The following is a 24,269-nucleotide window of genomic DNA, read 5'->3' as shown; positions in this document are numbered from 1 at the left end:
TTAAATATTTTTCAATCGTATTAATTCTTCGTCCAGTCCTTCATCATGGCGAAAGAACCTGTTTCCAATTTTTCGCCATTTCTTAGAAAAAACATTATACTGAAACTTATAAATCCGGGTTCCCCAATTGGGTGACACGATAGATATTAGCTGATGTTTTTTAGAATTTATTAACCATGGAAACCATAACATTTGATTGCTCAAATATTCATCTTTCTTAAACCCCTTGTCACCTTGAATGAAATAGCAATATTCCGGGCCTACATCTGCCGGAATATTATATTTAATAGCGAAATCTTCTTTGCCATCAAAATTAAAGTCGGCTATTACAATGTCTCCGTAATCCCCATCTAATATTTCAGTCTTCATGTTTTGCCCGGTGATATATGAGCGATCGTCTGAACATTTACTAAAGACGTTTGAAAGGCCAATCCCTTCTGTTTTAAATTGAATTTTTTGAAATAACTTTTTATCGCTTTTTTTATAAAGTTCAATAATAATTTTTGACTCTCGCGCAAAGCCATCAGCATCCTTATGATCAAGTCTAATAACCTTATAATCAAATTTTCTTGATAAATCGGTATGCAAACAACACTGTCCTTTCGCATCAAAAAATAAAAGCACGAATATCAAAAACATAAAGTATTTCATATTCGTGCTTTTTATCAATATTTGCTCGATTATTATCTTAAATTACTGCAAGATCGTAACCTTGACATTAGATAACGCTGTATCATCATGATATATTCTAATGGTTGCTTTCTGGAAATCAGAATCTTTGGCTTTATAAATATCGATAAACTTTTGTGGATTACGGTCGGCCAGCGGGAACCACGAACTTTGCACCTGGATCATCATCCGGTGCCCTTTTCTAAACGTGTGCGCTACATCGGGCAGGTTATATTTAATCTCGGTAATTTGGCCCGGTACAAAAGCTTCAGGTTTTACAAACGAGTTACGGTAGCGTCCGCGGAAAATCTCGCCACGCACCAGCATCTGGTAACCGGCCAGCGTAATGTTTTTTGGATTAGGTACCGGCGCAGGGTAATCATCCGGGAAAACATCGATCAGCTTAACTACGTAATCGGCATCGGTGCCTGTGGTCGACGAAAATAGATCCGCCATTACCGGGCCGGTTAAAGTGATGTCTTCGGTTAGGGCGTCAGTCTGGTAAGTTTTTACATCGGGCCTGCGCGAGGCGAAGCGCTGGTCGTCTATCATATACTCCCGGGTTCTTCTTTCCTGAATACCATCCTGGTAAGGGACAGGGGTATTGGGGTCGCTTACGTATTCATCAAAGCTATTGGCCGATTTGGATGGCGTAAAAGACAGCTTGCCATCGGCCTGTAAATACAAAGTTTTTTCGGTCGTGTTTTTGGGTGGCCAGGTGTTAAACTTTTTCCATTGGTTGCTGCCGGTTATAAATATGGTGGCTTCGGGTAAGTCCATCGCGCCTTTATCTTTAAGATAATAGTTAAAAAAAGGCAGCTCTATATTTTCGCGAAACCATGCGCTGGTTTTCTGGCCAAAATCCTGGTCGCCAAAGTAGTCGCCATCGCCGCGCTCCCAGCCGCCATGGAACCAAGGGCCCATCACCAGCATGTTTTTGTGCGACTGCGGGTTTTGTTTTTCGAGCGCATCATAGGTGCGTAAAGCGCCAAAGCAATCCTCGGCATCAAAAAAACCGCCAACTACCATGGTAGCCGGTTTAATATTAGTTAAATGCGGCCGAATGTTCATCCCCTGCCAAAAGGCATCATAGTTGGGATGATCCATCATGTTGTTCCAAAACTTTACAGAATCGCCCAGGTATTTCTTTTTAAAATTAGGCAATGCGCCAAGGTCCAGGTAAAATTTATAATTGTCTTTTTGTGTGTATTTAACCGCGTTGTTAAACTCTGCCGGAGTAATAGGCTTGGGGCGGGGCACGCCGAAGCTGGTTAAAAAGGCAAAGGCGTCCATTTGGAAAAATGCCCCGTTATGATGGAAGTCGTCGCCGATAAACCAATCGGTAACGGGTGCCTGCGGCGATACCGCTTTTAAAGCAGGGTGAGCGTTAGGCAATGATGCTGTTGAGTAAAAGCCGGGGTAGGAGATGCCCTCGATGCCTACGCGACCGTTGTTATTGGGCTGGTTTTTTACCAGCCAGTCGATGGTGTCGTAAGTGTCGGTACTTTCGTCAATATCGGTATTGCCTTTTTTATGATCAATCTGGGGGCGCACATCTACAAAGTCACCTTCGCTCATCCAGCGTCCGCGTACATCCTCGTAAACAAAAATATAGCCTTCCCTGGCTAAAAGCATATTCTGGCCTAGTGCTTTTTTAAACTCATTGGCGCCATAAGGGGCAACGGTATAGGGCGTCCGCGTCATCATGATCGGATACTTTTGTGTCTGGTCCTTTGGCAAATAAATGGAGCAGAATAGTTTTTTACCATCGCGCATGGTAATGTACTTTTCCATTTTGGTATAATGCTCACGTATGTAAAGCGAATCGGCCGACTGCTGGGCACAGGCGCTTGCAAAGCAAAGAGCAAGGCAAAGAGACAGTAAAGTTTTTTTCATGTTAACACGGTCAGTTTAAAAAGCTAATTTAAGTAAAGCGCGCAATACAACGTAACTTATATAAAAATGACGTGCTTGTACCATAAACTGTGTCCCTTTTTACTTCATATTGCTTAACTTTGCCGCGCCTTAAAATTATATATTATGCAATATGATGTGATTGTTATTGGTTCGGGCCCTGGTGGGTATGTAGCCGCTATACGTTGTGCCCAACTTGGTTTAAAAACTGCCTGTATTGAAAAATACCCAACCTTTGGCGGCACCTGCTTAAATGTAGGCTGTATCCCCTCAAAAGCTTTGTTAGATTCATCTGAGCATTACCACAATGCTGCTCATACTTTTGAAACACACGGCATCCAGCTTAAGGATTTAAAAGTGAACATGCCGCAGATGATTAAACGAAAAAACGAGGTTGTGGCATCAAACACGGCGGGTATCACTTATCTGTTTAAAAAGAACAAAATAACATCATACCAGGGTATGGGTTCATTTGTAGATAAAAACACCATCAAAATTAAAAAACCTGATGGCAGCGAAGAAACCATTACCGGTAAAAATGTCATCATAGCTACAGGCTCAAAGCCATCCGCATTACCGTTTTTACCTATCGATAAAAAACGCATCATCACATCAACCGAGGCTTTAACCTTAACAGAAGTGCCTAAGCACATGATATTGATTGGCGGCGGTGTTATCGGTTTGGAATTAGGTTCGGTTTACGCGAGGCTTGGTGCCAAGGTATCTGTAATTGAATTTATGGATGGCATTATCCCTACCATGGATAAAGGTTTGGGTAAAGAGCTGCAAAAAGTATTAACCAAATTGGGTATGGAGTTTTACCTGGGCCACAAAGTAACCGGCGCCAGTGTAAAGGGCAAAGAGGTAACCGTAAACTTTGATAACCCTAAGGGCGAAAAGATGGAGCTGAAGGGCGACTATTGCTTAGTTGCCGTTGGCCGTGTGGCTTATACCGATAGTTTAGGTTTAGAAAATATTGGCCTGACGGTTGAAGAACGTGGCCGCAAAATAACTGTTGACGAGCATTTAGAAACATCTGTTAAAGGTGTTTACGCCATAGGCGATGTAGTGCGTGGTGCCATGCTGGCGCACAAGGCCGAAGACGAAGGTACTTTTGTAGCCGAAACCATTGCCGGGCAGAAACCGCACATCAACTACAGCCTTATACCGGGTGTAGTATATACCTGGCCCGAAGTAGCCAGCGTAGGTTATACCGAAGAGCAACTGAAAGAAAAAGGCGTAAAATATAAAACAGGGTCGTTCCCGTTCAAAGCCAGTGGCCGCGCTAAAGCCAGCGGAGATACCGATGGTTTTGTAAAGGTATTGGCCGATAGCACCACCGACGAGATTTTAGGCGTACACATGATTGGCCCACGCGCTGCGGATATGATTGCCGAAGCGGTTGTGGCGATGGAGTACCGTGCCAGTGCCGAAGATATTTCGCGCATGAGCCATGCCCACCCTACCTATACCGAAGCCATGCGCGAGGCTTGTTTGGCGGCGACTGAGAATAGGGCGATACATATTTAATTCGGATTACGAATTAAGATTTCGGAATTGTAGTTATACATAAAAAGGAGAACGATAAAGTTCTCCTTTTTATGTATTCGGGTTGTTGTTATAGATGTAATTAATCATTAAATTTGATTATGGAAACGTTAATAATTCATCCGGTTGATGAAGCGCAGCAAAAAGCTTTACAAGCTATTTTAGATGGCCTTAAGGTTCCGTATGATACGGAACCAGTTATGGATGAAACAGATTATTTAACTTCTACCAAAGCCAACAAAGAAAGCTTGGATGAAGCGTTGAAGGAATACAAAGACGGCAAAGGGACGGCAATTAAGGTTGATGACCTTTGGAAATAGAGGTTATATTTCTTCCAAAAGCCCAGGCGGATTTATTTCATTGGAAAAAATCCGGTAATAAGATTATACAACAACGCATTGCTAAACTAATTCAGGCAATAATTGAAACCCCATTTGAGGGAATTGGTAAGCCTGAGCCTTTAAAATATGATTATACTGGTTGGTGGTCAAGGAGGATTAATGAAGAGCATCGTATAGTTTATAAAGTTGAGGCAGACAAAATTGTGGTTGCGAAGCTTCGCTTTCACTATTAATCCTATTTATGAGTGTTATCATCAACATTATAATCACTCTCTTCACCATCGCAGGGATGGAGGTCTTCTCCTGGTTTATTCATAAATATTTGTTTCACGGGCCATTATGGTTTATTCATAAAACGCACCACCAGGAGCGGCACGGATGGCTTGAACTTAATGATGTGTTTAGTATCGGCTTCGCGGCTTTGTCGTTATTGTTGATGTGGTTGGGCCATTTCAGTTTTGATTACCGGCTATGGATAGGACTTGGCATCAGTATTTACGGTATGATCTATTTTATATTTCACGATTGGTTTATCCACAACCGGTTAAAGGCTTTTAAAACCAGTAATAAATATTTGCTCAATATCCGCAGGGCGCATAAGGTTCACCATAAATCGATGGAAAAGGAACCTGCCGAAGAGTTTGGTTTGTTGGTGACGGAGAAGAAATATTTTTGATAAAAGATGTTGTGGTAAATCTTATTTAAATGGATTTATGATTCTAAGCCGATTTTCGATAAGTTGGTTATGTTGCATGTCTTCAGAATATAGAATTTTTGCATCGCTCTCTATCGCAGAGGCTATTATAAGGCTGTCGTAAAAAGAGAAATGGTATTTATCGGCAATGGTACAGGCCAATAACACTGTTTCTTGAGTATTGATATACACAACGTTATTGTAAGCGATATCCTTTAAAGTTTCAATTATAAGTGCCCAGGGAAGCTTTGACTTTTTATGGAAAACGTTAGCAGTTTCTTGCAACACTTGAGTGCTTATAACTGTATTTTGACTGGTAATGATATTTTGTGTTACATTTTGCTTGATCAGGTCAACATCCGAATGGGCATAAATAATAATGTTGGTATCTAAAAATATCCTATCGCTCATTAGCTTCGCCACGATTGAATTTGAAATCCTGATCAAGATGGATAATATTAAATCTGGGTTGCTTTTTTATGATAGCGTTGTTGTTTAAGCCCTCATCTTTGGTAAATGCGATAATTTCCAACACCTTTCCGATGTAGTTCTCAGGTATCTGAAAAGAAACTTCTTCTGTTTCTGCAATTATTTGTGTGCGTATCATAACAAATTAGCTTGATAAGTCGATAAAATACAACTGATCTTAAAGTAACGATCGCCGCTTTCGACATACTCAAATATACAGTATTAAAATTGTTGACTGAAATAACTTGTTCAATAATTCTGCTGAAGAGTTTGTTTCCCGGTGACGAGGTAGAGGAAGCTTTAAACAGTATGGGTTTGGATGATGTTTATTCAATCAGTAACTTTACATTAAACCGAGCGCTATGGAAACAATTATTAAAATAAGTCCGTCTGAACTTGATAAGAATTTGCTTGATAAGATCAGGGCATTTATTGGAACCAAAGAGAACGTTGATGTGACCATTTCAATCAGGGAATTTAATGATGATTATGCCGATGCGCTCGACCAGTCTATAAACGAAGCAGAAAACACGCTCAGTCTTGTATCTTTTACGATGGATGATTTTATGGCTTACAGCCCGTCAAAAACTCAATAATGCGAAATGTAGCCTTTACTCCTATAGCATTTAAAGAATACAATTATTGGTTTGAAGTAAACAAACAAATAATAGAGCGCATTAAAATACTGATCAGAGATATTGATAATAGTCCCTTTAAGGGCTTAGGTAAGCCAGAGCCATTAAAAGGAAATTGGAGTGGTTACTGGAGCCGGAGAATAGATCAGGAACATCGTTTAATATACAAAGTGAATGATACCGGAATTTTAATTGCGAAATGTAAAGGACATTACTAACGTGTTTGCATCTCTTAATCATCTACCTTTGCCTTCATGAAAAACGTAGCCCTCATCGTTCACACTTGCGACAGGTATCAATTGTTATATCCCGGATTTGCGTACTTTTTTGAAAAGAATTGGCCTTACCAGGATGTTGCGATTAGCTATTATTTTTTGACGGAGGAGATCGATTATCCATCCGATATTTTTACCAATATTAAAACAGGTAAGGGCGAATGGTCGGACCGGCTATTAAAAGGATTGAAGCAAATCCCGGAAGACTATGTGATCTACCTTCAGGAGGATATGTGGCTCAATAAGCCCGTTGATGCCGATACGGTTTTAAAAGCAATTGAATTTGCTTTAAGTAAGCAAGCCAATTTATTGAAGCTTTCCAGCAATAGCGTAAATCAAACTACGCCGGAGGGAGCATACATTAATGGATTATCTGTAGGTATTTTAGATAACGCTAAGAGCGAGTACCTGATGTCGCACCAGGTTTCGATGTGGAAGAAAAGCTTTTTGATGGAGCAGCTCAAATACAAGGAGCATCCCTGGCGCAATGAGCGTAAGGGTACCAAGCGGTTAAAAAAGCTTAACCCCGTTATTTATCACCTGGATCTTTTTAGCGAGAATGAGGAGCAGCCTGTTAACGCTAATACGGTTACTTCGATGATAAGCGCTTATTATACCGTGTCGAAAAATGCGCAGCTACGTCCCTATGCTCATCCATTCATCAGCGAAATGAAACTGGCCGATGATGCCGCCATCCGCGAATATGCCTTAAAGCTCGATCATCACTTAAAAAATGGCCTTACACACGACGGGCAGGGCAAGCCACGTAAAGAAGATTTTTTTAAAAAACTGAAAAACTATTTATCAGGGCGTTAACAGTATTGCTGCAGGGCAAACGCATTAAAAAAGATAAGAAGGGGGCACCTACGGAGCCAAAGACAGGTTAAAAGCATTTTTCCTATAAACAGGCGACTCCGTTGGAGTCAAAAACAAACCGTTAAAGAGCTCCGGTAGGAGCTACCTGTTTATAGGACAAACAAAAAAAGAAGTTTTGGCTCCGTAGGAGCCTCCTTGTCAGCAGTTTTTCCTTTTTGCGTCAATAAAATCAAATGAACTTTTTAATGCGTTTGCCCTGAGTATTGCTGTTTGTAAATCTGCGTTATATTTTAATTTCTCTATTTTTGGCTCTTGATTAATTAGAATTAATTAGAACTTGAACAAACAAAAGCATTCCGCGCCTATTCCCGCTTCTGTTCTGCAATCCGGTACAGGATTTAAGGATCTTTTATCGGCTGATAAGCGGCCCTTTTTGGTTGTACTGCTATTGGGCATCATCATCAATATTGCTGGCATCAGCACCCGTTTTTTTACGAACGACCCAAGTTTATACGGGATGATTGCCAGAACCATGATTGAGAACCATAACTATACCGACCTGATGTACCACGGTAAAGACTGGCTGGATAAACCGCACTTCCCATTCTGGATGACTGCCTTGAGCTTTAACATTTTCGGCCCCACAACTTTTGCTTATAAATTACCTGCTCTGCTGTTTTATTTTATGTCGGTGGTTTATACCTACAAGCTTGCCAAAAAGTTGTACAGTTTTGAAACCGCGCTGCTTGCAGTGCTGGTCCTGTTAACATCGCAGCACGTGATCATGTCGAATACCGATGTGCGTGCCGAGCCTTATATTATGGGTTTGCTGATGGGGAGCGTATATCATTTTTATCAGTTGAAGTTGAGGTTCAGCATAGCTGATTTGGTACTGGCAGCATTATTTGCGGCCTGCGCGGTAATGACGAAGGGCATCTATTTACTGATCCCGATAGGCAGCGCCATTATTGGCGACTATATTTTTAAAAAGGATTTTAAGGGCCTGTTTCAATGGCGATGGTTAATGGCCGTGCTATTGGTGGCGGTGTTCACCCTGCCCGAAATTTATACCCTCTACGTTCAGTTCGATCTGCACCCCGAAAAAATGGTTTTTGGCCATCATGGCGTATCCGGCATCCGGTGGTTTTTGTGGGACAGCCAGTTTGGCCGCTTTAACAGCAGCAGCTATATTGTACGCACCGATGGCGATAAGTTTTTCTTTGTACATACCCTTTTATGGGCATTTGCGCCCTGGGCCCTGTTGCTTTATTATGCGCTGTTCATCAGCAGCAAAAAAATAGTAAAGGGTATTGCCCTGCCAGAGTATGTTACTTTATCCGGGGCTTTTTTAATGTTTGTTATTTTTTCTGTCTCGCAGTTCCAACTGCCGTTTTATACCAATATCCTGTTCCCCTTCTTCGCCATCATTACGGCGGTATTTGTGCAGCGGGTTAGCGTAAACAATAATGCCCGGCTGTTTAAAATAACTCAATATATAATTACTGGCGCATTAATCTTATTGATTATTGTACTTGATTTTATTTTTGCGCCCGAACGGTCCCTTATTTTTATACTATTGATATTGGGCCTAATTGGTATCAGCGTTTATATTTTTAAAAGCAGGCTTCCTGCCATTCAATCCTTGTTTTTATTTACCTGCTGTGTTGCCGTTTGGGCCAACGCTTATGTAATAGCTATTGTATATCCGGATTTGTTAAAGTATAAGGGCGACGTACATGCTGCCGAATATGTTAACCGGTATGTGGATAACGATAAGCAGGTTGTAGCGATATTTGAGGTGCCGGATGCCTTTGAGTTTTATACCAACCGTAAGGTTAGCTTTGAGCGTGCCGATGCCGTTATAGCCGCCAAAAACAAAAATCAGGTTGTTTTGGTTGAAGATACGTTGATGGCACACCTGGTTAAAAAGAACATTCCGTTTAAGCTGGTGCAAAAATTTGACAACTATCCTAACGAAAACTTAACCCTGCCTTTTTTAATAGAAAAGCAACGTAATACAACATTGAACCATTACTTTTTGATTACCCTGTAAATATGCTCCAGATTCACGAAAACGTATCGCTTAAAAACTTTAACACGTTTGGCATTGATGCTTCCGCGCGTTATTTTGTAGAGATAAATCACGAGGATGACCTGGTTGAGCTATTTATGGACCCGCAGTGGAAAACCACAGAGCGTTTAATTTTAGGTGGGGGTAGTAATTTGCTGCTCACTCAAAATTTTAATGGCCTGGTTATCCGGATGAATATCCGGGGTATTGAACACCGCGTTAACCACCAGGATGTTTTTATTGAAGCCGGCGCAGGCGAGGTTTGGAACGATCTGGTTAACTATGCCGTACGCTGGGGATTTGCCGGGATGGAGAACTTAAGTTTAATACCCGGATCGGTAGGTGCATCGCCCATACAAAACATCGGCGCTTACGGTGTGGAACTGAAAGATGTATTTGAATCGTGCAAGGCATTTGAGATTGCATCGGGTACGTTTAAAATATTCGACAAAGAAGCCTGCCGCTTTGATTATCGCGATAGCATATTTAAGCAGCTTAAAGGGCAGTATATTGTGGTAAGCGTTAAATTTCATTTATCGCTCATACCGAATATTAATACCCGCTACGGCGCTATTGAGCAGGAGTTAGCCCTCCGCCATATTTCAGAGCCTACAATAAAAGATATATCCCAGGTGGTATCGCACATCCGGGTATCCAAACTTCCAGATCCATCTACCATTGGCAATGCCGGGAGCTTTTTTAAAAATCCGGTTATTACCTTGGCCGAGTTTAAGGAAGTTCAGGAAAGGCATCCAGAGGTGGTTAACTATCCCGCTGGCGATGGTTACATTAAATTAGCCGCGGGCTGGCTTATTGAACAATGCGGCTGGAAAGGGAAAGTGGTTGGCAATACAGGTACATGGAAAAACCAGGCTTTGGTATTGGTTAATCATGGTGGCGCTACCGGGCAGGAGGTGTATGCACTGTCGTCGCAAATCATAGACACTGTGTACAGAAAATTTGGCGTTATGCTGGAGCGCGAAGTGAATGTGGTATAATTAGTAACAAGTGTTTAAAAAAGGATACATTTTTAAATAAGCCTTTTTCGGGGCCGATTGCCTTTAAAATTTACTTTTTTTATTTAATAGTTAATTGTCATTAAACTGTCTGATAGACTTATAGGGAGTTTTTATACCGATCTGTTAATTGGTATAGCCTGAGTTTGACGGATTTTTGGCGCGCTCTTATCTGCAAAACTCAATGGGGCAACCAAAGCGGTACTATGTTTGTCATAATGTGAATCACAAACATTAACACTATGACAAAGATTGAGTTTAACACAATGGTACTACGTCAGGCAGGTTCTTTGAGGTCTTATGCACTTCACTTTACACACGACGCGGACGATGCGAACGACCTTGTTCAGGATACAATGTTAAAAGCCATAACTTATTACAATAAGTTTAAAGAAGGCACCAATTTAAAAGGATGGTTATATACCATCATGAAAAATACCTTCATTAACAATTATCGTCGTTTTGTTAAGATGAGCACATTTGTAACCAAGTCTGACGAGATCTCTTCTCCAAACCTGGTTTTCAGCTCAACCAAAAATCAAGGCGAATCAAAATTCGTTATGGACGATATTAAGAGGGCTTTAGACAAATTACCTGAAGATTATTTTGTTCCGTTCACGATGTATTTCGACGGACACAAATATCACGAGATAGCCGATCATTTGGAGATCCCTATCGGAACAGTTAAAACCCGTATACACGTGGCACGCAAACTGTTGAAAAAGAATTTAAAGGCATACGATAATGGAGTTAAAAAACCTGTTTACGCCGAAGAAGATTAATTAGCATATAAACTCAACATATATATAGAAAATGGCCCTTTTTTGAGAGGGCCATTTTTGGTTTAAGCAGTAGTCGGCCCCTTTCAGTAGTCGGTGGGGACACCGACACTAGATCCCCTTGCCGTAATCGGTGTCCCCACCGACACTATAGGCAAACTCTTTCGAGTTTAAATCCTATTTCTCCACCCATCAGTCGGTGTTCCCACCGACTACTTTATGCAAACTGTTTTCGAGTTTAAATCCTATTTCTCGCCTTTCATTAACTTAATGGCCTCTTTGGCAGCAACCTGCCCCGAAATGAGCGAAGGTGGTACGCCCGGGCCGGGTACTGTTAACTGGCCGGTGTATAACATGTTTTTTATTTGTTTAGCCTTCATGGCAGGTTTAAAGAAAGCTGTTTGCGCCAGTGTATTGGCCAGGCCGTAGGCGTTGCCTTTATACGAGTTATAATCGCTTTTAAAGTCGTTCAGCGCGTAGCTTCTTTTTACGATGATGGCATCTCGTATACTTTCGCCGGTGAGGCTTTCAAAGCGGTCTACCATAATGTTGAAGTACTTTTCCCTGATCGCTTCCTCGTCGTGCAAGTCAGGTGCGATAGGCATCAGGAAGAAGAGGTTCTCGCAGCCTTCAGGAGCTACTGTATCATCAGTTTTTGAGGTACAAGATACATAGAACAAAGGTTTATCAGGCCATTTAGGGTTGGTGTAGATATGATCGGCATGGAGGTCGAAATCCTCGTCAAAAAATAAATTATGATGCTCGATGTTTTTTAATTTTTTGTTAAGGCCGATGTAATACAACAAACTTGATGGCGACATGGTGCGGCTATCCCAATGTTTTTCGTCGTAGTTGCGGTGCGGCTTTTCAACCAGGTGCTGGTCCACATGTTTATAGTCGGCCCCGGCGATAATGAAATCCGCAGTAAATGTCCCGTTATTGGTTTCAATACTTTGGGCGCGTTGGTTGCTTACGTTTATTTTGGTTACCTCGGTATTCAGTTTAATCTCTACGCCTAACTCTTCGGCAACGCTAACCATCGCTTTAACAATTTCGTGCATGCCGCCCATGGGGTACCAGGTACCTAAGCTTAAATCGGCATAGTTCATCAGGCTGTACATGGCCGGGGTATTTTGCGGTGTGGCCCCTAAGAACAATACCGGGAACTCCAGCAGTTTAACGAGTTTGGGGTTTTTAAAATATTTACGTACATGTTTGCTCATGCTGCTCAGCATTTGGATGCGCAGGCTTTCGCGAATGAGGCGTATATCAATAAATTCGGTAATGGAGTGCGAAGGGCGAAAAACGTAATCGCCCATGGCAACCTCGTATTTGTATTTGGCTTGTATTAAAAATTGTTGCAAAGCTACGCTGCTGCCTGGTTCAATCTGCTCGAATAGCTCCTCCAGCTTGTCCATCTGGGCTGGGACATCCATCACATCGTCGTCGCCATAAAATATCCGGTAACCGGGATCAAGCCGTTTTAAATGGTAATAGTCTTCAACCTTTTTACCAAATAAGGCAAAGTAGTTTTCAAATACGTCGGGCATCCAATACCAGCTCGGCCCCATATCAAACATAAAGCCGTCTTTTTCCCAGGTACGGGCTCGACCGCCGGGCTGATTGTTTTTTTCAACAACGGTAACTTGATAACCTTCTTTAGCCAATGCCGAGGCTGCCGATAACCCAGCAAAGCCGGCGCCTATCACGATGATGTTTTGAGATTTGCTCATGGTTAGTATAGACAGCCAAATTAAACAATTTGTTGATTGCCATCAGTAAAAACTCATCACAAACTTACCGGTACCTCACTGGGAGTAATATTTTGATGCGCAGGCAAAGCCGCATAAGGTGCTAAGAATACTTAAATGCTTTAAAATCCTTAAATATCAATGTTGTGCAGCAACAGGTGCCGGTTTATTGAGCGCGAATCGTTTGCTGATGACTGCTAATTGCTCATCATTCAATTTAGAACTTGCCTTAATTACCTTGGCAAAGTAAGCTACTTCGTTTTCGCTTGCCGGGCAGCCAATGCTTTCGCCGGGGGTATCCATCGGTGCCCCCGCCGGGCGGATCTGGCTGTCGGCTAATAAATTTCCTTTGGCATCCAATATCACCCAAAATGGCAGGCCTGCTTTTTCGCCTTTGTATTTTTTAAGTACCTCTAATGCTCCGGGGTTTTCCAAATTAGCTTTGGTGGGTTGCTCCATTACATCAAGGGTAGTGATCACGTAATTATCGTCGAACATTTTTTTGCAGGAAGGATCGTTCAAGCTGGCCTCCATTTTTTTGCACCATCCGCACCAGGAGGCATGGAATATCAGGATGATATTTTTATGCTCGTTATTGGCTTGTGCATAAGCCTGTTTAAACACAGTTTCTGCCTGCGGCATAACGTTCTGCGCCACAGCGATGGAACTAACTGTAAAAATAAAAACAAGTATCAGGAGCAGTTGCTTTTTCATAGAGTACTATTTAATGATGCAATTTATAAAAAATGCTTGTAAGTGTACAGCGATGTACGGTGTGTTTACAGATTGCATTCATCCTGATAGGTTTAAATGCAGCACATTGAGCCCGGATTAACATTAAAGATAGTATTTGATATATCGAAACAATTAAGACGTATATTTTGTAATTTAGCTATGATTATGAAACTGGGCCTTTAATGGATCTATATACCGAAACCTGCTTTGAGTGCAGTAAAGTAATAACCAACAAATATAGTACATCGTTTAGTTTAGGAATTAAAGCCTTTGATAAACGCTTTAGGTATGCTATTTATGCCATTTATGGTTTTGTGCGCTACGCGGACGAGATTGTAGATACTTTTTATGATTACAACCAGGCTCAGCTGATCTCAGATTTCCGGAAGGAAACATTTCTTGCTATAGAGCAGGGTATCAGTTTAAACCCGGTGCTACAATCGTTTCAATGTGTGGTTAATCAATATCATATCGAGCGCGATTTAATAGAGGCTTTTTTACACTCCATGGAAATGGACCTACAGCAAACTGCTTATAACAAAGAGGGGTATCAGATGTATATTTATGGTTCGGCGGAGGTAGTGGGTTTAATGTGCCTTAACGTGTTTTGCGAAGGCGATACTGACTTGTATAAAAAACTGTTACCCATGGCGCGTAGCCTTGGGGCCGCTTTCCAGAAAATTAATTTTTTGAGGGACATCCGGTCAGACTTTGAAGAACGCGGCCGTACTTATTTTCCGGGAGTTGATTTTACCAGGTTTACCGAAAACGATAAACAAAAAATAGAAGCCGATATTCAGCACGACTTTGATAATGCCCTTAAAGGCATTAAACAATTACCTGGCGGAACAAAACGCGGCGTATATGTGGCTTATACTTATTACCTTCAGCTTTTTAAAACAATCAGGAAAACACCGGCCAATGTTATTCTGCAAAAGCGCATCAGGGTTTCTGATGTGCGCAAAAGCGCACTTTATTTAAAGGCTATTTTAAAGCAAAAGTTAAACGCCATATAGGTATGCGAGTATTTTTTTTAGCCCTTGCCATGTTATTTTTATGTAATTGGAGCCTTGCCGGTGATGGATCGCCGGATTTAAAGGCGCTGCGTAAAAAACTAATCCAGGCCATAGATAGTCAGCATACTACCGATTCGCTTTATACTATGCTCGATAGATTACATCAAAAAACACCGCTCACAACAGCCTACCTGGGGGCGCTGGGGGCCTTAAAGGCCAAGCATACCTGGAATCCCTATTTTAAAATAAAGTACCTCAACCTGTCGGAAAAATTGATGCAGCAAGCTGTTGACGAAGAGCCGCATAATATCGAGATTTTGTTTATGCGCTTTTCCATTCAGCATAACGTGCCGGGTTTTTTAGGTTACGCCAAAAATTTGGTAACCGACCGTGAGGAGATGATCACTCAACTGAGTCGGAAAAATTATGGCACAGCTGATAGGGAACTCACCATCAGCATCATTAAATTCCTGATCGATTCGCGCCGCTGTACCCCGCAGGAAAATGTTAAATTGGATAAACAATTAGCCGCCTTATAGTGAAATACACGTACCTGTTAATTAACCTGTCAACCCTGTTTTTCCCGGTGGTGCTATCGTTCGATAAAAGGGTGGCCTTTTATAAAAGCTGGCGGTATATATGGCCCGGCATGGGTATCACAGGCTTATTGTTTTTAGTATGGGATGTGCTTTTTACCATTAAAGGCGTATGGAGTTTTAATGCCGGTTATATTTTAGGGATCACTTTTTTTAAATTGCCGTTAGAGGAGATCTTGTTTTTTTTAACGGTACCCTTTGCCTGTGTTTTTATTTATCAGTGCCTTAAATACTATGTTAAATGGCAACCGTCGGACTTTGTAATCAACCTGGTATGCAGTGCTGTTTTAGTTTACGGTATTTTAAACTGCTGTTTTAATTATCACCACCTGTATACGCTGGTTACCTTTGGTACGCTGGTTCCTTTGCTTATTTATGTGCAGTTTTTTTTAAGAGCACCATGGCTCAATCGCTTTTTTATGGCTTATGCCGTTACGCTGATACCCTTTTATATCGTAAACGGATTTTTAACTTCAATACCGGTTGTGTTGTATAACAATGCCGAAAACTTAGGTAAACGAATTGGCACCATACCGGTGGAAGATCATTTTTATTGCATGGCTTTACTGCTGATGAATATCGGCTTTTTTGAATTTTTTAAATCGAGAAAAATTGTTGCACGGTAAGTTGTTAAATTGTAACTGATGAGAATCTATGTCCACGCCCGATCAAATTTTGCCTATCTATACCAAATCACAACTGGCCCTACGCAACGGGCAGGACAGGCCGGAGATATGGGTAGCCTATTTGGGCCTAATTTACGATGTAGGCTCGAGCCGCCTTTGGCGCAATGGCAAACATTACGAACATTGGGCCGGGCAGGACTTAACCGACGAATTGAAGGATGCACCACATACCCATGCCGTATTTGAAAAATTTACTGCTATTGGAAAATTAGCTTAAATTATTTGTTCACCATACTCATGGCCGCTTCGGTATAACGCGGGCCGGTGTTAGGGTGTTTTTTCAAAACATCTTCTATTGCCGAAAAATCCGAATCATTTAAATGGATATCAACAGCGCCTGCATTCTCCCGTAAATACTTTGTTTTTTTGGTTCCTGGGATGGGGATAATCTCATCGCCCTGCGCCAAAACCCAGGCTAAAGCCAATTGAGCAGGGGTGCATCCCTTGTCGGCAGCCAGTTTAGCAAAATCCTCAACCAGTTTGTTATTATTCTCCAGGTATTCACCCTGAAAACGCGGTATGGTATGCCTGAAATCGTCGGCCTTTAAATCCCTGGCATCTGTTGGTAAGGTAGCCGTTACCAATCCCCGTGATAGCGGGCTAAACGGAACAAAGCCAATACCCAATTTGCGGCAAGCCGGAATAATTTGATCTTCAGCATCGCGTGTTAATAAAGAGTATTCGCTTTGCAAAGCTGCTATCTGATGAACTTGGCAAGCTTTGGCCAGTGTTTCAGCAGATGCTTCCGACAGGCCCAGGTAACGTACTTTACCCTCTTTAACCAGCTCGGCCATGCCGCCTACCATCTCTTCTACCGGGATATTAGGGTCAATGCGGTGGGCGTAATACAAATCAATTACTTCTACATTCAGGCGCTTTAAACTGGCCTCTACAGCCTTCTTTGCATAAGCTGGGGAGCCGTCAAAGCCACGGTTGTAGGTGCCTGCCTGTGTAAAGCCAAATTTGGTAGCTATGAAAACCTTGTCGCGGTTAGGAGCCAGTACTTTGGCAATGAGCTCTTCGTTGGTATGCGGGCCATAAATATCGGCGGTATCCCAAAAGTTGATGCCCAGATCGAGCGCTAAATGCAAAACCCTGATCGATTCCTCATCGTTGCGGTCGCCGTAGGCATGTGTCATGCCCATGCAGCCTAAGCCTATCGCCGAAAGTTTTTCACCTGTATTACCTAATTCCCTGTATTTCATCAGCAGTGCAATTTTTGTAGATGTAACAAGCAAAGCCCCTGCGGGTTTGCTTGTTGCCATAAACCAGCTTAAGAAATGATATTAAATGACGACAGGCTTACAAATTCCTGTATACGGGCTTTAATATCATTCTCAGTTAAGTGTTTTAAGCGTTCGGTGCCAAATTTCTCCACACAGAAAGATGCCAGGGCCGATCCGTAAATAATAGCGTTCTTCATGTTGTTAAAGTTTACGGTGCCAACCTTAGCCAGGTAGCCTATAAAGCCACCTGCAAAAGTATCTCCGGCGCCCGTAGGGTCAAAAACATCAGCTAAAGGGAGGGCAGGTGCGGCAAAGATCCGGTCTTCGTTAAAAAGCAAGGCACCATGCTCGCCTTTTTTAATGATCAGGTATTTGGGACCCATAGCCAATATTTTCCGTGCGGCCTTTACCAGCGAATATTCGCCGGACAGTTGGCGCGCTTCGGCATCGTTAATGGTTAATACATCTACCAGCTTAATGGTTTCCAGTAAATCGTCCATTGCTATATCCATCCAGAAATTCATGGTGTCCATCACAATCAGCTTAGGGCGTTTGTGTAAACGCTTAATAACCGTTTGCTGAATTTGAGGGGTGAGGTTACCCAGCATTAAATATTCGCAATCCTGGTAGCTTTCCGGAATAATAGGATCAAAATCTGCCAGTACATTGAGCTCGGTCACCAGGGTATCACGGCTATTCATGTCGTTATGGTACTTGCCCGCCCAGAAAAACGATTTTTCGCCAGTTTTAATTTGTATACCTTCGGTGCTAATGTGGTGATTATGAAAATCTTCTATTTCTTGCTCCGGAAAATCGTCGCCTACAACGGCTACAATTTTAACTTGATCATAGAAATAAGAAGCAGCCAGGCCGGCGTAAGTAGCGGCCCCGCCAACAATTTTATCTGTCTTACCAAAAGGCGTTTCAATAGCGTCAAATGCCACAGTACCAATAACAACTAAACTCATGTAAAAATATTTTAAATTTTTTTTCTACAAATATTGTGAAATTAGATGGATAATCATACTTTTGCACTCTCTCAAACGGGAAAATAGTCCTGAGTAGCTCAGCCGGTTAGAGCATCTGACTGTTAATCAGAGGGTCGCTGGTTCGAGCCCAGCCTCAGGAGCCTGAAAATCAATGATTTAACCCAACTCTGGCGAGTTGGGTTTTTTTATTCTCACACATTTCTCACACAATTTCGCAAAAAACACACAAACAACATAGGATTGCCAGGTCTGAATTGGTTTGACAAATAGGGATATTAAGTAACTTTGCTCAACTACATACTACCTATTATGCAACACTTTAAAGAATTTCTGACCCGTATCCAAACATTTGATCTGCGCATCATCGAGGATGATATTCACATGGAATGGGGAACGAATGAAAAAAAGCATGTTAAGGTCTACGACCTAAGCCATCAGACCCAATACTATGACAGTTTTTCTTACCGGAGCGAATTACGGGTATTGAAAGATATGGCCTTTATCGATCTGATGGCGTTAGATAAAGAGCGAATCAAGTTACAATTGGAAGAACTCGCCAAAGTCCGGGAACGTTTTAAGGAATTTTGGAGAAATTACCACGACCACCATTCGGAAATGACACAGGTCTATGAACGCCACTTTATTTTTTCCGTCAACCTGGAATATTTATTTATTGTTAACGGCCTGCAATCCACCAACGCAGAAATCGAAGTAAGTAGCAAATTTGCAGAAGACCTTGGCGAATCGGTCAAGCTGCGGGAAAAGTTTTTAAGGGAACTGATATATTCTACTGAAACAGCCATTAAGCCAAAGCGATCTGAAGCCGAATTTAAAGAATGGCTGGATGCCGAAAGAGAGAAACAAAAAGCGGCAACGGCTGAAACTACTAACGAGACTATAATAACTCCTAAATCCGAAGCACCCGGCGTACCGGAAACAGTGGCGGTTCAGGCAGCACCCATCGAGCCTGAACTAAGTGAAGAACAGTTGGCTACTGCTAAATTAGTGGGATACTATCCGACCTTTAAGGAGGGAGCAGCCGGGCAACTATTTGACTTATTGAAAACCTATTTTGTTCCTGAAGAACATTCTTCGCTGGAAAAATTATTATTAAATGACGAGGCCCCTGCCCATCCTTTGTTATTCCGTGGTTCCGCCACCCAATTGGCCGATGCTTTTAAACAACTCAAAGAAGCCAACCTGATTGTAGGCTGCCGTATGAGCGACCTCGAAAGATGGATAGCCCCAAAATTCCTATATCTATCCCCGCAGTCCCAGCCCCGCGAACTACCCGAGGACTATCTCAATGGATTGATGTCAACCAAAGGCCGCCCCTGCAAGTCTCCCATCCTAAAAATTGAACAAAAGGAAGACAAATTTTTTATTCTGCCCGCTCCTTCCGCAAAAAATAGCAAGAAAATGAGGGGGTAAGCGCAGGGTTACTGCTTACCCTCTTGTAACCCTGCAAAACAAGCCCATACCATTGCAGCATTAAACAAAATTAATGCGCAATGAAAGATACACTCACCTTTGACCAGTTACCCGATGCGGTAACCAAAATTCAAGAAAAGCTGGACATCATAGAACGGCTTTTAATTCAACGGCATGAACAGTTGCCGGAGCAGGATGAAATTATGCCCGTTAGCAAGGCTGCAATATTTTTAGACCTCGCTGTTCCGACTGTTTACAGCAAAGTATGCCGTAAAGAACTTCCTGTTAATAAGCGTGGAAAGCGCCTTTATTTCTATCGTTCGGAACTCACCGAATGGATCAAATCAGGCCGTAAGAAAACGGCGGACGAGATCAGGGAAGAAGCAGTAAAACATCTGGCAACCAGCAGTAAAAAAGCTAAATCATTTTAAAGACTATGGAACGCACCAAAGATGCTTGGTTCAACTATAGCGATGCCATTGAATTAATGCCCTTACAGACGACATTAAGCCTGTCAAAAAGCCAACGGCTTTTTGAATACAGACCGATATACCCGCCCTAAAAGGGCGGCGTAACTGTAAGGTACCGATGGTGCCATCGGCAAAAAAATCGGGCAGATCAGCCATACCGCAAGCGGTACGCTGAAACACCGAACACCCGCTCACGGGTGTTGAACAGCACGGCGGCAGGCCGCCGGAAAGAACAGGCGGCACCTTTGGTGCCACCGTTAAACAGCCCGATAATCGCTATATCGATTATCGGGGGACCGCGAAAGCGGCAAGCCGCTTTTGGCGGGGCAGCACCAAGGTGCTGCACAAACAGCCTCTGTATATATGGCTATCGCCATATATACAGATAGCGGAACAGGCCTTTGGCCTGTAAGCGGAGCCAGCTATGTTTCGGCCATGCCGAAACTTGCTGGCCCCCGCTCATGCTATCGCATTCGGGGGGATTTTTTTGAGCATTTTTTAACGAATTAAAGCTTATGGAAAGTGAAGTTAAAAAGAAAATAAGTACAAAAGACCCGGCCCCGTTGGGCCGGGTGAACCGGGGCGGCCGCCCGAACGTACCACATAAACGGCGCAGCAGCGTGAGCGTAATGTGTACGCTCATCGAGAAAAAGATCATTGAAGCCAACGCTAAACGAGTAGGCATGAACCCGTCAGTTTTCTTGCGAAACCTGGGGTTGAATACGCGAATAGAAGTTAGGGTCAAAACACTACCAAAACCTGTTTTGGAATTGCGCGGTATGCTAAATCATATCGCCGCCAACCTCAACCAAATTGCAAGGAGACGGAACCGGGGCGATGACCTGAATGCGATGGAAAGAGCTTTGCTCGACCAGGATGTGCGCAGCCTGCGGGGCTTGGTGAAAAATATTAATACCTATGTATCATGATCGGGAAAGTTGGCATAGGCAAAAGTTTCCGAGGCGTACTACATTATCTCTTTGAGGGCAGGCGGCAGGAAAGCAAAGAGCTGCAAATGCAGGAGCTTGAAAAGAAACAGGTGGAGGTGATTGCTTATAACCAATGTTTCGGCACTCGTTTAGAACTGGTGCGGGAAATGATCGAAGTAGCCAAGCTAAACCCTGATCAATCAAAGCCTGTGTTTCACTTTTCGTTAAGCTTCGCCCACGGCGATGCCGGGAAGTTAGGCTTGCAGGATAAGATCGAGATGATAGAAAAGCTGGCCGAAAAATTTGATTTTAAAGACCACCAGTATGTAGTAGTAGCGCACAAAGATACCGATCATGAACATTTGCACATTGTCGCCAACCGCATTGGGTTTGACGGCAAAACGGCCAGTGACAGCAACAGCTATAAGCATGTGGCCGAGTTCGCCCGGAAGATGGAACTGGAATACAAATTAGCACAGGTGCTAAGTCCGAATAAGTTTTTGAAGCCGGAGCAAAGGGTTGGACAAAGCCAGCGTTTAGACAACCGCAAAGAGGCTTTAAAAAAGCACCTGCAAACAGCAATCAAACAAAGTAATGATGTGCAGCAGGTTAAAAAGTATATGGAGCAGCGCGGCTATGAAGTGGAGTTAGGCCGGGGTATCGCTTTTACCGATGCGCAGCATGTACGCTTCAAAGGCAGTCAAGTTGGGTATGCCCTGATGGATATTGAGAAGAAGCTAAAACAGGAACAGCTTTTACAGCAACAAGAACAAAACAGGCAGGCGCAAGTATTACGGCAACAGCAGGAGGAATTGAAGAAACAGCAACAGCAGGAAAAGGAAATACAGCAAACACGGCAGCATACGCCAAGTATAGGCAGATGACTATGCGATTAAAATGAACAGAATTATTAAATTTTAAAATAACATCATGAAACCAAATGAAGAAACCCCAATTGATGAGATCACCTTAACATCCGTGTTGAACGAGCATGCGACTGATTTAAAGGAGATCAAAAACTTTATAAAAGAGCAACAGCAGCAGATCGATCAAAAGAATGCGCTTATTGCTGAAAAGGATAATCATACGCAAAAACTGATCAGCAGCTTTGAACAAAAATACCAAAAGATCGAGGTAACGGTACCTGCACCAAGTATTTTACCAATTTCCAAGATTGCCAGTGATGGAATGGCCGCTACGAGGACAGCCGTTATACAGGTGTTACATGAGTTGTTTTCCAAGAACAGAGTTTTAGTATTGCCGGAAGATGCCGGGAGGGGCTTTTTAAAAATTATGGCTAAACGCAGTATGTACCTAACTGCTTTGGCTATTATCGTTGGCCTTGTTAGTTGGTTCGGCTTCCATAATTGGTATAAGAACAGTCAAAACAGTCGCTATCGTACAGCGTGGTATTGGAACTACCTAATTGCAGATCCTACTAAAAGGCAGAAATTACAAAGCCAACTGGATAGCCTGAATATATCCGCTATCAATCAATACCGGACGGACAGCATCGCACGTTACCTGGAATTTCAGGCAACGGAATTGAAGATTAAGCAATTAGAAAGGGAGGCAGACAGTTTGAGGAAAATGAAGGGTAAGCCCTGAAATGATAACCCTGAAAAATCAAATTGAAATCAAGTAAAAAACGTTCAAAGTGGTTTATCAGCTACACGACTATTACAAATTACTATTTTTGAAAACTAATTATTCCTGATAATACCATGAATTTAGAACGCTATCCATATATCAATAGTAATGACTTCCAAGACTATGAGTTTTATAGTGACGGGCCAAAAGGACGAATTAAAAAAATTGTCATGTTTACAAAAATCCCCAATTCCGAACCGCCAATTTATAATTTAGGGTTTGGCGATCAAGACCCGCACTCAGGAGAAACAGATGATGTTGTGGTTAGTAATAACGAAGACAGGGACATAGTTTTGGCTACAGTGGCGAACACTATCGTTGAATTTTGCAACCACTATGGCAATCATTATATTTATGCAAAGGGCAGCACAACTGCACGCACCAGACTATATCAAATGGGGATAGCTGGTTTATGGGAGGAAATTAGTAAGGATTTTGACGTGTATGGATTAAAAGATAATGACTGGCATTTGTTTAAGCCCAACACTATCAATTACGAAGCTTTTTTGGTAAGACAGAAGTAATTAATTATATTTGAATATTACGATATGAAAGGAGTAAGTATGCCTACTGTAGAGAAAAAATTAAAAACTATAAAAGGTTTTGGGCCGGGGATCGTTAGCGAAAACGTTAAAAGTCACGCCAATGACCCGTTTTTTATCAAAAAATTAGAGGAGGCTACACAAACTCTTCAAAGGGTGGGTTTGCCTGGCAAAAAAAAGGAATAAAGTAATTGAATGATATGTGAAAGGCTGGGTAATTAAATCCGGCCTTTTTCGGTTTTAGCATTCATTATTGGATTAAAGTACAAATAGTCTCCATATTTAGTAAACAAACAAAACACCTGTTACTTTAAAGCTTAAATTTATCGGTTAGGATATAAGTAAATTTTTATCATCGAATAGGAATATTGATTGTACTCTTTGATATTTATGCCAAGCTTTTTTATTAACCCGAATATATCTCCAACTTTTCCGAAAATCTTATAGCTGGAGCGGTATTCATAAGCTAAAACGGAGCCGTTGGTATTATAAATTCCATCAAAATAAGAACATGAATTGCAGCCACCATAACCATTTATAACCACAAACACACCTTTCTTTGATTGGATTATTCCTAAATAATTAATAACATCTTCCAACATCTTCATTTTTTTATTATTTGAAACCCTTTGAACAATGCTTTTTACTGGATAATCAAATACTTTCAAAAGTTTTTGGTTATGATAAAAAATAACTTTTTGACTTACGCATATAGGATTAAATAAATTTGGCTCACTTGATATTACTGAATCTTTTATAAAATGACTGATGACCTTAAAACAATAGCCTTTGTAATAAATTGAAGCTTCTTCGCTGAAATTATTTTTGGATAATTTTATTCTTTTTATTTGAGTACTATCAAAACGAACTTTATTAGCATTTGTAGTATCATATAGAACGTAATCTTTAGGATCTAACAGGGTGACCTTCTTTTTAGTTGTATCAGCTGGGAAAGAATGCGATTCTGCTCTGACAACCGTTGTCCAAATTAGTAGAATTATAAATATTATAAACCTCATATC

Annotated in this window: 31 protein-coding genes and 1 tRNA gene; 22 read left to right on the top strand and 10 right to left on the bottom strand. The window is 41.8% G+C overall.

All coding sequences use genetic code 11. From position 1 onward, the window contains the following. Entirely contained in the window at positions 1-651 is a 651-nt protein-coding gene (locus MUCPA_RS12490) for a hypothetical protein (RefSeq protein WP_008506761.1), read from the bottom strand. A 42-nt stretch (positions 652-693) separates the two neighbouring features. Beyond that, on the bottom strand, positions 694-2,565 hold the full coding sequence (locus MUCPA_RS12485) for a CocE/NonD family hydrolase (RefSeq protein WP_008506760.1): 1,872 nt from the start codon (positions 2,563-2,565) through the stop codon (positions 694-696). A 144-nt stretch (positions 2,566-2,709) separates the two neighbouring features. Between MUCPA_RS12485 and lpdA the strand changes: the two genes are divergently transcribed. The 4 genes from lpdA to MUCPA_RS12465 all read left to right on the top strand — a co-directional run bounded on the left by lpdA (position 2,710) and on the right by MUCPA_RS12465 (position 5,148). Continuing rightward, positions 2,710-4,113 (top strand): dihydrolipoyl dehydrogenase, encoded by a 1,404-nt coding sequence (gene lpdA, locus MUCPA_RS12480; protein WP_008506758.1) that lies wholly within the window; start codon positions 2,710-2,712, stop codon positions 4,111-4,113. Between the two features lie 119 nt (positions 4,114-4,232). Next, positions 4,233-4,451, top strand: coding sequence for a DUF2683 family protein (locus MUCPA_RS12475; RefSeq protein ID WP_008506756.1), 219 nt, complete (start codon positions 4,233-4,235; stop codon positions 4,449-4,451). Then, positions 4,442-4,705 (top strand): Txe/YoeB family addiction module toxin, encoded by a 264-nt coding sequence (locus MUCPA_RS12470; RefSeq protein WP_008506755.1) that lies wholly within the window; start codon positions 4,442-4,444, stop codon positions 4,703-4,705. Before MUCPA_RS12475 ends, MUCPA_RS12470 begins: the two co-directional genes overlap by 10 nt. Before the next feature lie 8 nt (positions 4,706-4,713). Continuing rightward, positions 4,714-5,148 (top strand): sterol desaturase family protein, encoded by a 435-nt coding sequence (locus MUCPA_RS12465; protein WP_008506752.1) that lies wholly within the window; start codon positions 4,714-4,716, stop codon positions 5,146-5,148. A 21-nt stretch (positions 5,149-5,169) separates the two neighbouring features. Here MUCPA_RS12465 and MUCPA_RS12460 read toward each other — a convergent pair whose 3' ends face one another. Beyond that, positions 5,170-5,577 carry a PIN domain-containing protein gene (locus MUCPA_RS12460; protein ID WP_008506749.1) on the bottom strand — a complete coding sequence of 136 codons (408 nt, stop codon included), beginning with the start codon at positions 5,575-5,577 and terminating at the stop codon, positions 5,170-5,172. Further along, positions 5,567-5,773, bottom strand: coding sequence for a hypothetical protein (locus tag MUCPA_RS12455; RefSeq protein ID WP_008506748.1), 207 nt, complete (start codon positions 5,771-5,773; stop codon positions 5,567-5,569). The genes MUCPA_RS12460 and MUCPA_RS12455 overlap by 11 nt, the downstream gene beginning before the upstream one ends. Positions 5,774-5,996: 223 nt before the next feature. Between MUCPA_RS12455 and MUCPA_RS12450 the strand changes: the two genes are divergently transcribed. From MUCPA_RS12450 to MUCPA_RS12425, 6 genes are all read left to right on the top strand, one after another. Beyond that, complete coding sequence (locus MUCPA_RS12450) at positions 5,997-6,230, top strand: hypothetical protein (RefSeq protein WP_008506747.1); 234 nt, start codon at positions 5,997-5,999, stop codon at positions 6,228-6,230. Further along, positions 6,230-6,487, top strand: a complete 258-nt coding sequence (locus MUCPA_RS12445; RefSeq protein ID WP_008506746.1) for a Txe/YoeB family addiction module toxin — start codon at positions 6,230-6,232, stop codon at positions 6,485-6,487. Before MUCPA_RS12450 ends, MUCPA_RS12445 begins: the two co-directional genes overlap by 1 nt. A 36-nt stretch (positions 6,488-6,523) precedes the next feature. Beyond that, positions 6,524-7,360, top strand: coding sequence for a hypothetical protein (locus tag MUCPA_RS12440; RefSeq protein WP_008506745.1), 837 nt, complete (start codon positions 6,524-6,526; stop codon positions 7,358-7,360). A gap of 337 nt (positions 7,361-7,697) precedes the next feature. Further along, positions 7,698-9,413, top strand: coding sequence for an ArnT family glycosyltransferase (locus MUCPA_RS12435; RefSeq protein WP_008506744.1), 1,716 nt, complete (start codon positions 7,698-7,700; stop codon positions 9,411-9,413). Positions 9,414-9,415: 2 nt separating this feature from the next. Next, positions 9,416-10,429 carry a UDP-N-acetylmuramate dehydrogenase gene (gene murB, locus MUCPA_RS12430; RefSeq protein WP_008506743.1) on the top strand — a complete coding sequence of 338 codons (1,014 nt, stop codon included), beginning with the start codon at positions 9,416-9,418 and terminating at the stop codon, positions 10,427-10,429. Between the two features lie 260 nt (positions 10,430-10,689). Next, on the top strand, positions 10,690-11,229 hold the full coding sequence (locus MUCPA_RS12425; RefSeq protein ID WP_008506741.1) for an RNA polymerase sigma factor: 540 nt from the start codon (positions 10,690-10,692) through the stop codon (positions 11,227-11,229). Between the two features lie 242 nt (positions 11,230-11,471). Here MUCPA_RS12425 and MUCPA_RS12420 read toward each other — a convergent pair whose 3' ends face one another. Both MUCPA_RS12420 and MUCPA_RS12415 read right to left on the bottom strand, forming a co-directional pair. Further along, the gene (locus MUCPA_RS12420; RefSeq protein ID WP_008506739.1) at positions 11,472-12,959 is read right to left on the bottom strand and encodes a phytoene desaturase family protein; all 1,488 of its coding nucleotides are present in this window, start codon (positions 12,957-12,959) and stop codon (positions 11,472-11,474) included. Between the two features lie 156 nt (positions 12,960-13,115). Continuing rightward, a complete protein-coding gene (locus tag MUCPA_RS12415) occupies positions 13,116-13,691 on the bottom strand; it encodes a thioredoxin family protein (RefSeq protein WP_008506737.1) in 576 nt (191 codons plus the stop codon). Between the two features lie 203 nt (positions 13,692-13,894). Here MUCPA_RS12415 and MUCPA_RS12410 point away from each other — a divergent pair, with 203 nt between their 5' ends. From MUCPA_RS12410 to MUCPA_RS12395, 4 genes are read left to right on the top strand one after another with little or no spacing between them, the layout of a single operon-like run. Next, positions 13,895-14,728, top strand: a complete 834-nt coding sequence (locus MUCPA_RS12410; protein ID WP_008506736.1) for a phytoene/squalene synthase family protein — start codon at positions 13,895-13,897, stop codon at positions 14,726-14,728. Between the two features lie 2 nt (positions 14,729-14,730). Beyond that, a complete protein-coding gene (locus MUCPA_RS12405; RefSeq protein WP_008506735.1) occupies positions 14,731-15,267 on the top strand; it encodes a hypothetical protein in 537 nt (178 codons plus the stop codon). Next, positions 15,267-15,950, top strand: a complete 684-nt coding sequence (locus MUCPA_RS12400) for a lycopene cyclase domain-containing protein (protein ID WP_008506734.1) — start codon at positions 15,267-15,269, stop codon at positions 15,948-15,950. The genes MUCPA_RS12405 and MUCPA_RS12400 overlap by 1 nt, the downstream gene beginning before the upstream one ends. Before the next feature lie 28 nt (positions 15,951-15,978). Then, entirely contained in the window at positions 15,979-16,227 is a 249-nt protein-coding gene (locus MUCPA_RS12395; RefSeq protein ID WP_008506733.1) for a cytochrome b5 domain-containing protein, read from the top strand. Position 16,228: 1 nt separating this feature from the next. On the opposite strand, the gene MUCPA_RS12390 is transcribed toward MUCPA_RS12395, so the two are convergent. Then, positions 16,229-17,275, bottom strand: coding sequence for an aldo/keto reductase (locus tag MUCPA_RS12390; RefSeq protein ID WP_008506732.1), 1,047 nt, complete (start codon positions 17,273-17,275; stop codon positions 16,229-16,231). 8 nt (positions 17,276-17,283) lie between these two features. Next, complete coding sequence (locus tag MUCPA_RS12385; protein ID WP_008506730.1) at positions 17,284-18,204, bottom strand: PfkB family carbohydrate kinase; 921 nt, start codon at positions 18,202-18,204, stop codon at positions 17,284-17,286. Positions 18,205-18,291: 87 nt separating this feature from the next. Here MUCPA_RS12385 and MUCPA_RS12380 point away from each other — a divergent pair. The 3 genes from MUCPA_RS12380 to MUCPA_RS12370 all read left to right on the top strand — a co-directional run bounded on the left by MUCPA_RS12380 (position 18,292) and on the right by MUCPA_RS12370 (position 20,087). After that, positions 18,292-18,365: transfer RNA gene (locus MUCPA_RS12380), tRNA-Asn, on the top strand. A gap of 169 nt (positions 18,366-18,534) precedes the next feature. Next, entirely contained in the window at positions 18,535-19,656 is a 1,122-nt protein-coding gene (locus tag MUCPA_RS12375) for a hypothetical protein (protein ID WP_008506727.1), read from the top strand. Positions 19,657-19,736: 80 nt separating this feature from the next. Then, positions 19,737-20,087, top strand: a complete 351-nt coding sequence (locus MUCPA_RS12370) for a helix-turn-helix domain-containing protein (protein ID WP_008506725.1) — start codon at positions 19,737-19,739, stop codon at positions 20,085-20,087. A gap of 30 nt (positions 20,088-20,117) precedes the next feature. On the opposite strand, the gene MUCPA_RS38235 is transcribed toward MUCPA_RS12370, so the two are convergent. Further along, entirely contained in the window at positions 20,118-20,282 is a 165-nt protein-coding gene (locus MUCPA_RS38235) for a hypothetical protein (protein WP_169316168.1), read from the bottom strand. Between the two features lie 359 nt (positions 20,283-20,641). On the opposite strand from MUCPA_RS38235, the gene MUCPA_RS12355 reads away from it, so the two are divergent. The 5 genes from MUCPA_RS12355 to MUCPA_RS12335 all read left to right on the top strand — a co-directional run bounded on the left by MUCPA_RS12355 (position 20,642) and on the right by MUCPA_RS12335 (position 23,433). Further along, on the top strand, positions 20,642-21,055 hold the full coding sequence (locus MUCPA_RS12355) for a plasmid mobilization protein (RefSeq protein WP_008506722.1): 414 nt from the start codon (positions 20,642-20,644) through the stop codon (positions 21,053-21,055). Continuing rightward, positions 21,052-21,939 carry a relaxase/mobilization nuclease domain-containing protein gene (locus MUCPA_RS12350; protein WP_008506721.1) on the top strand — a complete coding sequence of 296 codons (888 nt, stop codon included), beginning with the start codon at positions 21,052-21,054 and terminating at the stop codon, positions 21,937-21,939. The genes MUCPA_RS12355 and MUCPA_RS12350 overlap by 4 nt, the downstream gene beginning before the upstream one ends. A 46-nt stretch (positions 21,940-21,985) precedes the next feature. Further along, positions 21,986-22,663 (top strand): hypothetical protein, encoded by a 678-nt coding sequence (locus tag MUCPA_RS12345; RefSeq protein ID WP_008506720.1) that lies wholly within the window; start codon positions 21,986-21,988, stop codon positions 22,661-22,663. Between the two features lie 116 nt (positions 22,664-22,779). Continuing rightward, positions 22,780-23,229, top strand: coding sequence for a DUF6934 family protein (locus MUCPA_RS12340; RefSeq protein WP_008506719.1), 450 nt, complete (start codon positions 22,780-22,782; stop codon positions 23,227-23,229). Positions 23,230-23,253: 24 nt separating this feature from the next. After that, a complete protein-coding gene (locus tag MUCPA_RS12335; protein WP_008506718.1) occupies positions 23,254-23,433 on the top strand; it encodes a hypothetical protein in 180 nt (59 codons plus the stop codon). Between the two features lie 137 nt (positions 23,434-23,570). On the opposite strand, the gene MUCPA_RS12330 is transcribed toward MUCPA_RS12335, so the two are convergent. Beyond that, positions 23,571-24,266 carry a hypothetical protein gene (locus MUCPA_RS12330; RefSeq protein WP_008506717.1) on the bottom strand — a complete coding sequence of 232 codons (696 nt, stop codon included), beginning with the start codon at positions 24,264-24,266 and terminating at the stop codon, positions 23,571-23,573. Positions 24,267-24,269: the final 3 nt, after the last annotated feature.

The sequence above is a fragment of the Mucilaginibacter paludis DSM 18603 genome, assembly GCF_000166195.2.
GTDB classification, from domain to species: domain Bacteria; phylum Bacteroidota; class Bacteroidia; order Sphingobacteriales; family Sphingobacteriaceae; genus Mucilaginibacter; species Mucilaginibacter paludis.
This window is presented reverse-complemented; position numbering and strand designations above follow the sequence as displayed.

What these genes read in the sequence shown, in the direction of transcription:
- MUCPA_RS12465 (WP_008506752.1), top strand. Translation starts at nt 4,714, where the DNA reads ATGAGTGTTATCATCAACATTATAATCACTCTCTTCACCATCGCAGGG.
- MUCPA_RS12350 (WP_008506721.1), top strand. Translation starts at nt 21,052, where the DNA reads ATGATCGGGAAAGTTGGCATAGGCAAAAGTTTCCGAGGCGTACTACAT.
- lpdA (WP_008506758.1), top strand. Translation starts at nt 2,710, where the DNA reads ATGCAATATGATGTGATTGTTATTGGTTCGGGCCCTGGTGGGTATGTA.
- MUCPA_RS12450 (WP_008506747.1), top strand. Translation starts at nt 5,997, where the DNA reads ATGGAAACAATTATTAAAATAAGTCCGTCTGAACTTGATAAGAATTTG.
- MUCPA_RS12420 (WP_008506739.1), bottom strand. Translation starts at nt 12,959, where the DNA reads ATGAGCAAATCTCAAAACATCATCGTGATAGGCGCCGGCTTTGCTGGG.
- MUCPA_RS12340 (WP_008506719.1), top strand. Translation starts at nt 22,780, where the DNA reads ATGAATTTAGAACGCTATCCATATATCAATAGTAATGACTTCCAAGAC.
- MUCPA_RS12330 (WP_008506717.1), bottom strand. Translation starts at nt 24,266, where the DNA reads ATGAGGTTTATAATATTTATAATTCTACTAATTTGGACAACGGTTGTC.
- MUCPA_RS12410 (WP_008506736.1), top strand. Translation starts at nt 13,895, where the DNA reads ATGGATCTATATACCGAAACCTGCTTTGAGTGCAGTAAAGTAATAACC.
- MUCPA_RS38235 (WP_169316168.1), bottom strand. Translation starts at nt 20,282, where the DNA reads ATGGCTGATCTGCCCGATTTTTTTGCCGATGGCACCATCGGTACCTTA.
- MUCPA_RS12485 (WP_008506760.1), bottom strand. Translation starts at nt 2,565, where the DNA reads ATGAAAAAAACTTTACTGTCTCTTTGCCTTGCTCTTTGCTTTGCAAGC.
- MUCPA_RS12405 (WP_008506735.1), top strand. Translation starts at nt 14,731, where the DNA reads ATGCGAGTATTTTTTTTAGCCCTTGCCATGTTATTTTTATGTAATTGG.
- MUCPA_RS12355 (WP_008506722.1), top strand. Translation starts at nt 20,642, where the DNA reads ATGGAAAGTGAAGTTAAAAAGAAAATAAGTACAAAAGACCCGGCCCCG.
- MUCPA_RS12345 (WP_008506720.1), top strand. Translation starts at nt 21,986, where the DNA reads ATGAAACCAAATGAAGAAACCCCAATTGATGAGATCACCTTAACATCC.
- MUCPA_RS12390 (WP_008506732.1), bottom strand. Translation starts at nt 17,275, where the DNA reads ATGGCAACAAGCAAACCCGCAGGGGCTTTGCTTGTTACATCTACAAAA.
- MUCPA_RS12375 (WP_008506727.1), top strand. Translation starts at nt 18,535, where the DNA reads ATGCAACACTTTAAAGAATTTCTGACCCGTATCCAAACATTTGATCTG.
- MUCPA_RS12335 (WP_008506718.1), top strand. Translation starts at nt 23,254, where the DNA reads ATGAAAGGAGTAAGTATGCCTACTGTAGAGAAAAAATTAAAAACTATA.
- murB (WP_008506743.1), top strand. Translation starts at nt 9,416, where the DNA reads ATGCTCCAGATTCACGAAAACGTATCGCTTAAAAACTTTAACACGTTT.
- MUCPA_RS12415 (WP_008506737.1), bottom strand. Translation starts at nt 13,691, where the DNA reads ATGAAAAAGCAACTGCTCCTGATACTTGTTTTTATTTTTACAGTTAGT.
- MUCPA_RS12475 (WP_008506756.1), top strand. Translation starts at nt 4,233, where the DNA reads ATGGAAACGTTAATAATTCATCCGGTTGATGAAGCGCAGCAAAAAGCT.
- MUCPA_RS12370 (WP_008506725.1), top strand. Translation starts at nt 19,737, where the DNA reads ATGAAAGATACACTCACCTTTGACCAGTTACCCGATGCGGTAACCAAA.
- MUCPA_RS12385 (WP_008506730.1), bottom strand. Translation starts at nt 18,204, where the DNA reads ATGAGTTTAGTTGTTATTGGTACTGTGGCATTTGACGCTATTGAAACG.
- MUCPA_RS12460 (WP_008506749.1), bottom strand. Translation starts at nt 5,577, where the DNA reads ATGAGCGATAGGATATTTTTAGATACCAACATTATTATTTATGCCCAT.
- MUCPA_RS12425 (WP_008506741.1), top strand. Translation starts at nt 10,690, where the DNA reads ATGACAAAGATTGAGTTTAACACAATGGTACTACGTCAGGCAGGTTCT.
- MUCPA_RS12455 (WP_008506748.1), bottom strand. Translation starts at nt 5,773, where the DNA reads ATGATACGCACACAAATAATTGCAGAAACAGAAGAAGTTTCTTTTCAG.
- MUCPA_RS12445 (WP_008506746.1), top strand. Translation starts at nt 6,230, where the DNA reads ATGCGAAATGTAGCCTTTACTCCTATAGCATTTAAAGAATACAATTAT.
- MUCPA_RS12395 (WP_008506733.1), top strand. Translation starts at nt 15,979, where the DNA reads ATGTCCACGCCCGATCAAATTTTGCCTATCTATACCAAATCACAACTG.
- MUCPA_RS12440 (WP_008506745.1), top strand. Translation starts at nt 6,524, where the DNA reads ATGAAAAACGTAGCCCTCATCGTTCACACTTGCGACAGGTATCAATTG.
- MUCPA_RS12490 (WP_008506761.1), bottom strand. Translation starts at nt 651, where the DNA reads ATGAAATACTTTATGTTTTTGATATTCGTGCTTTTATTTTTTGATGCG.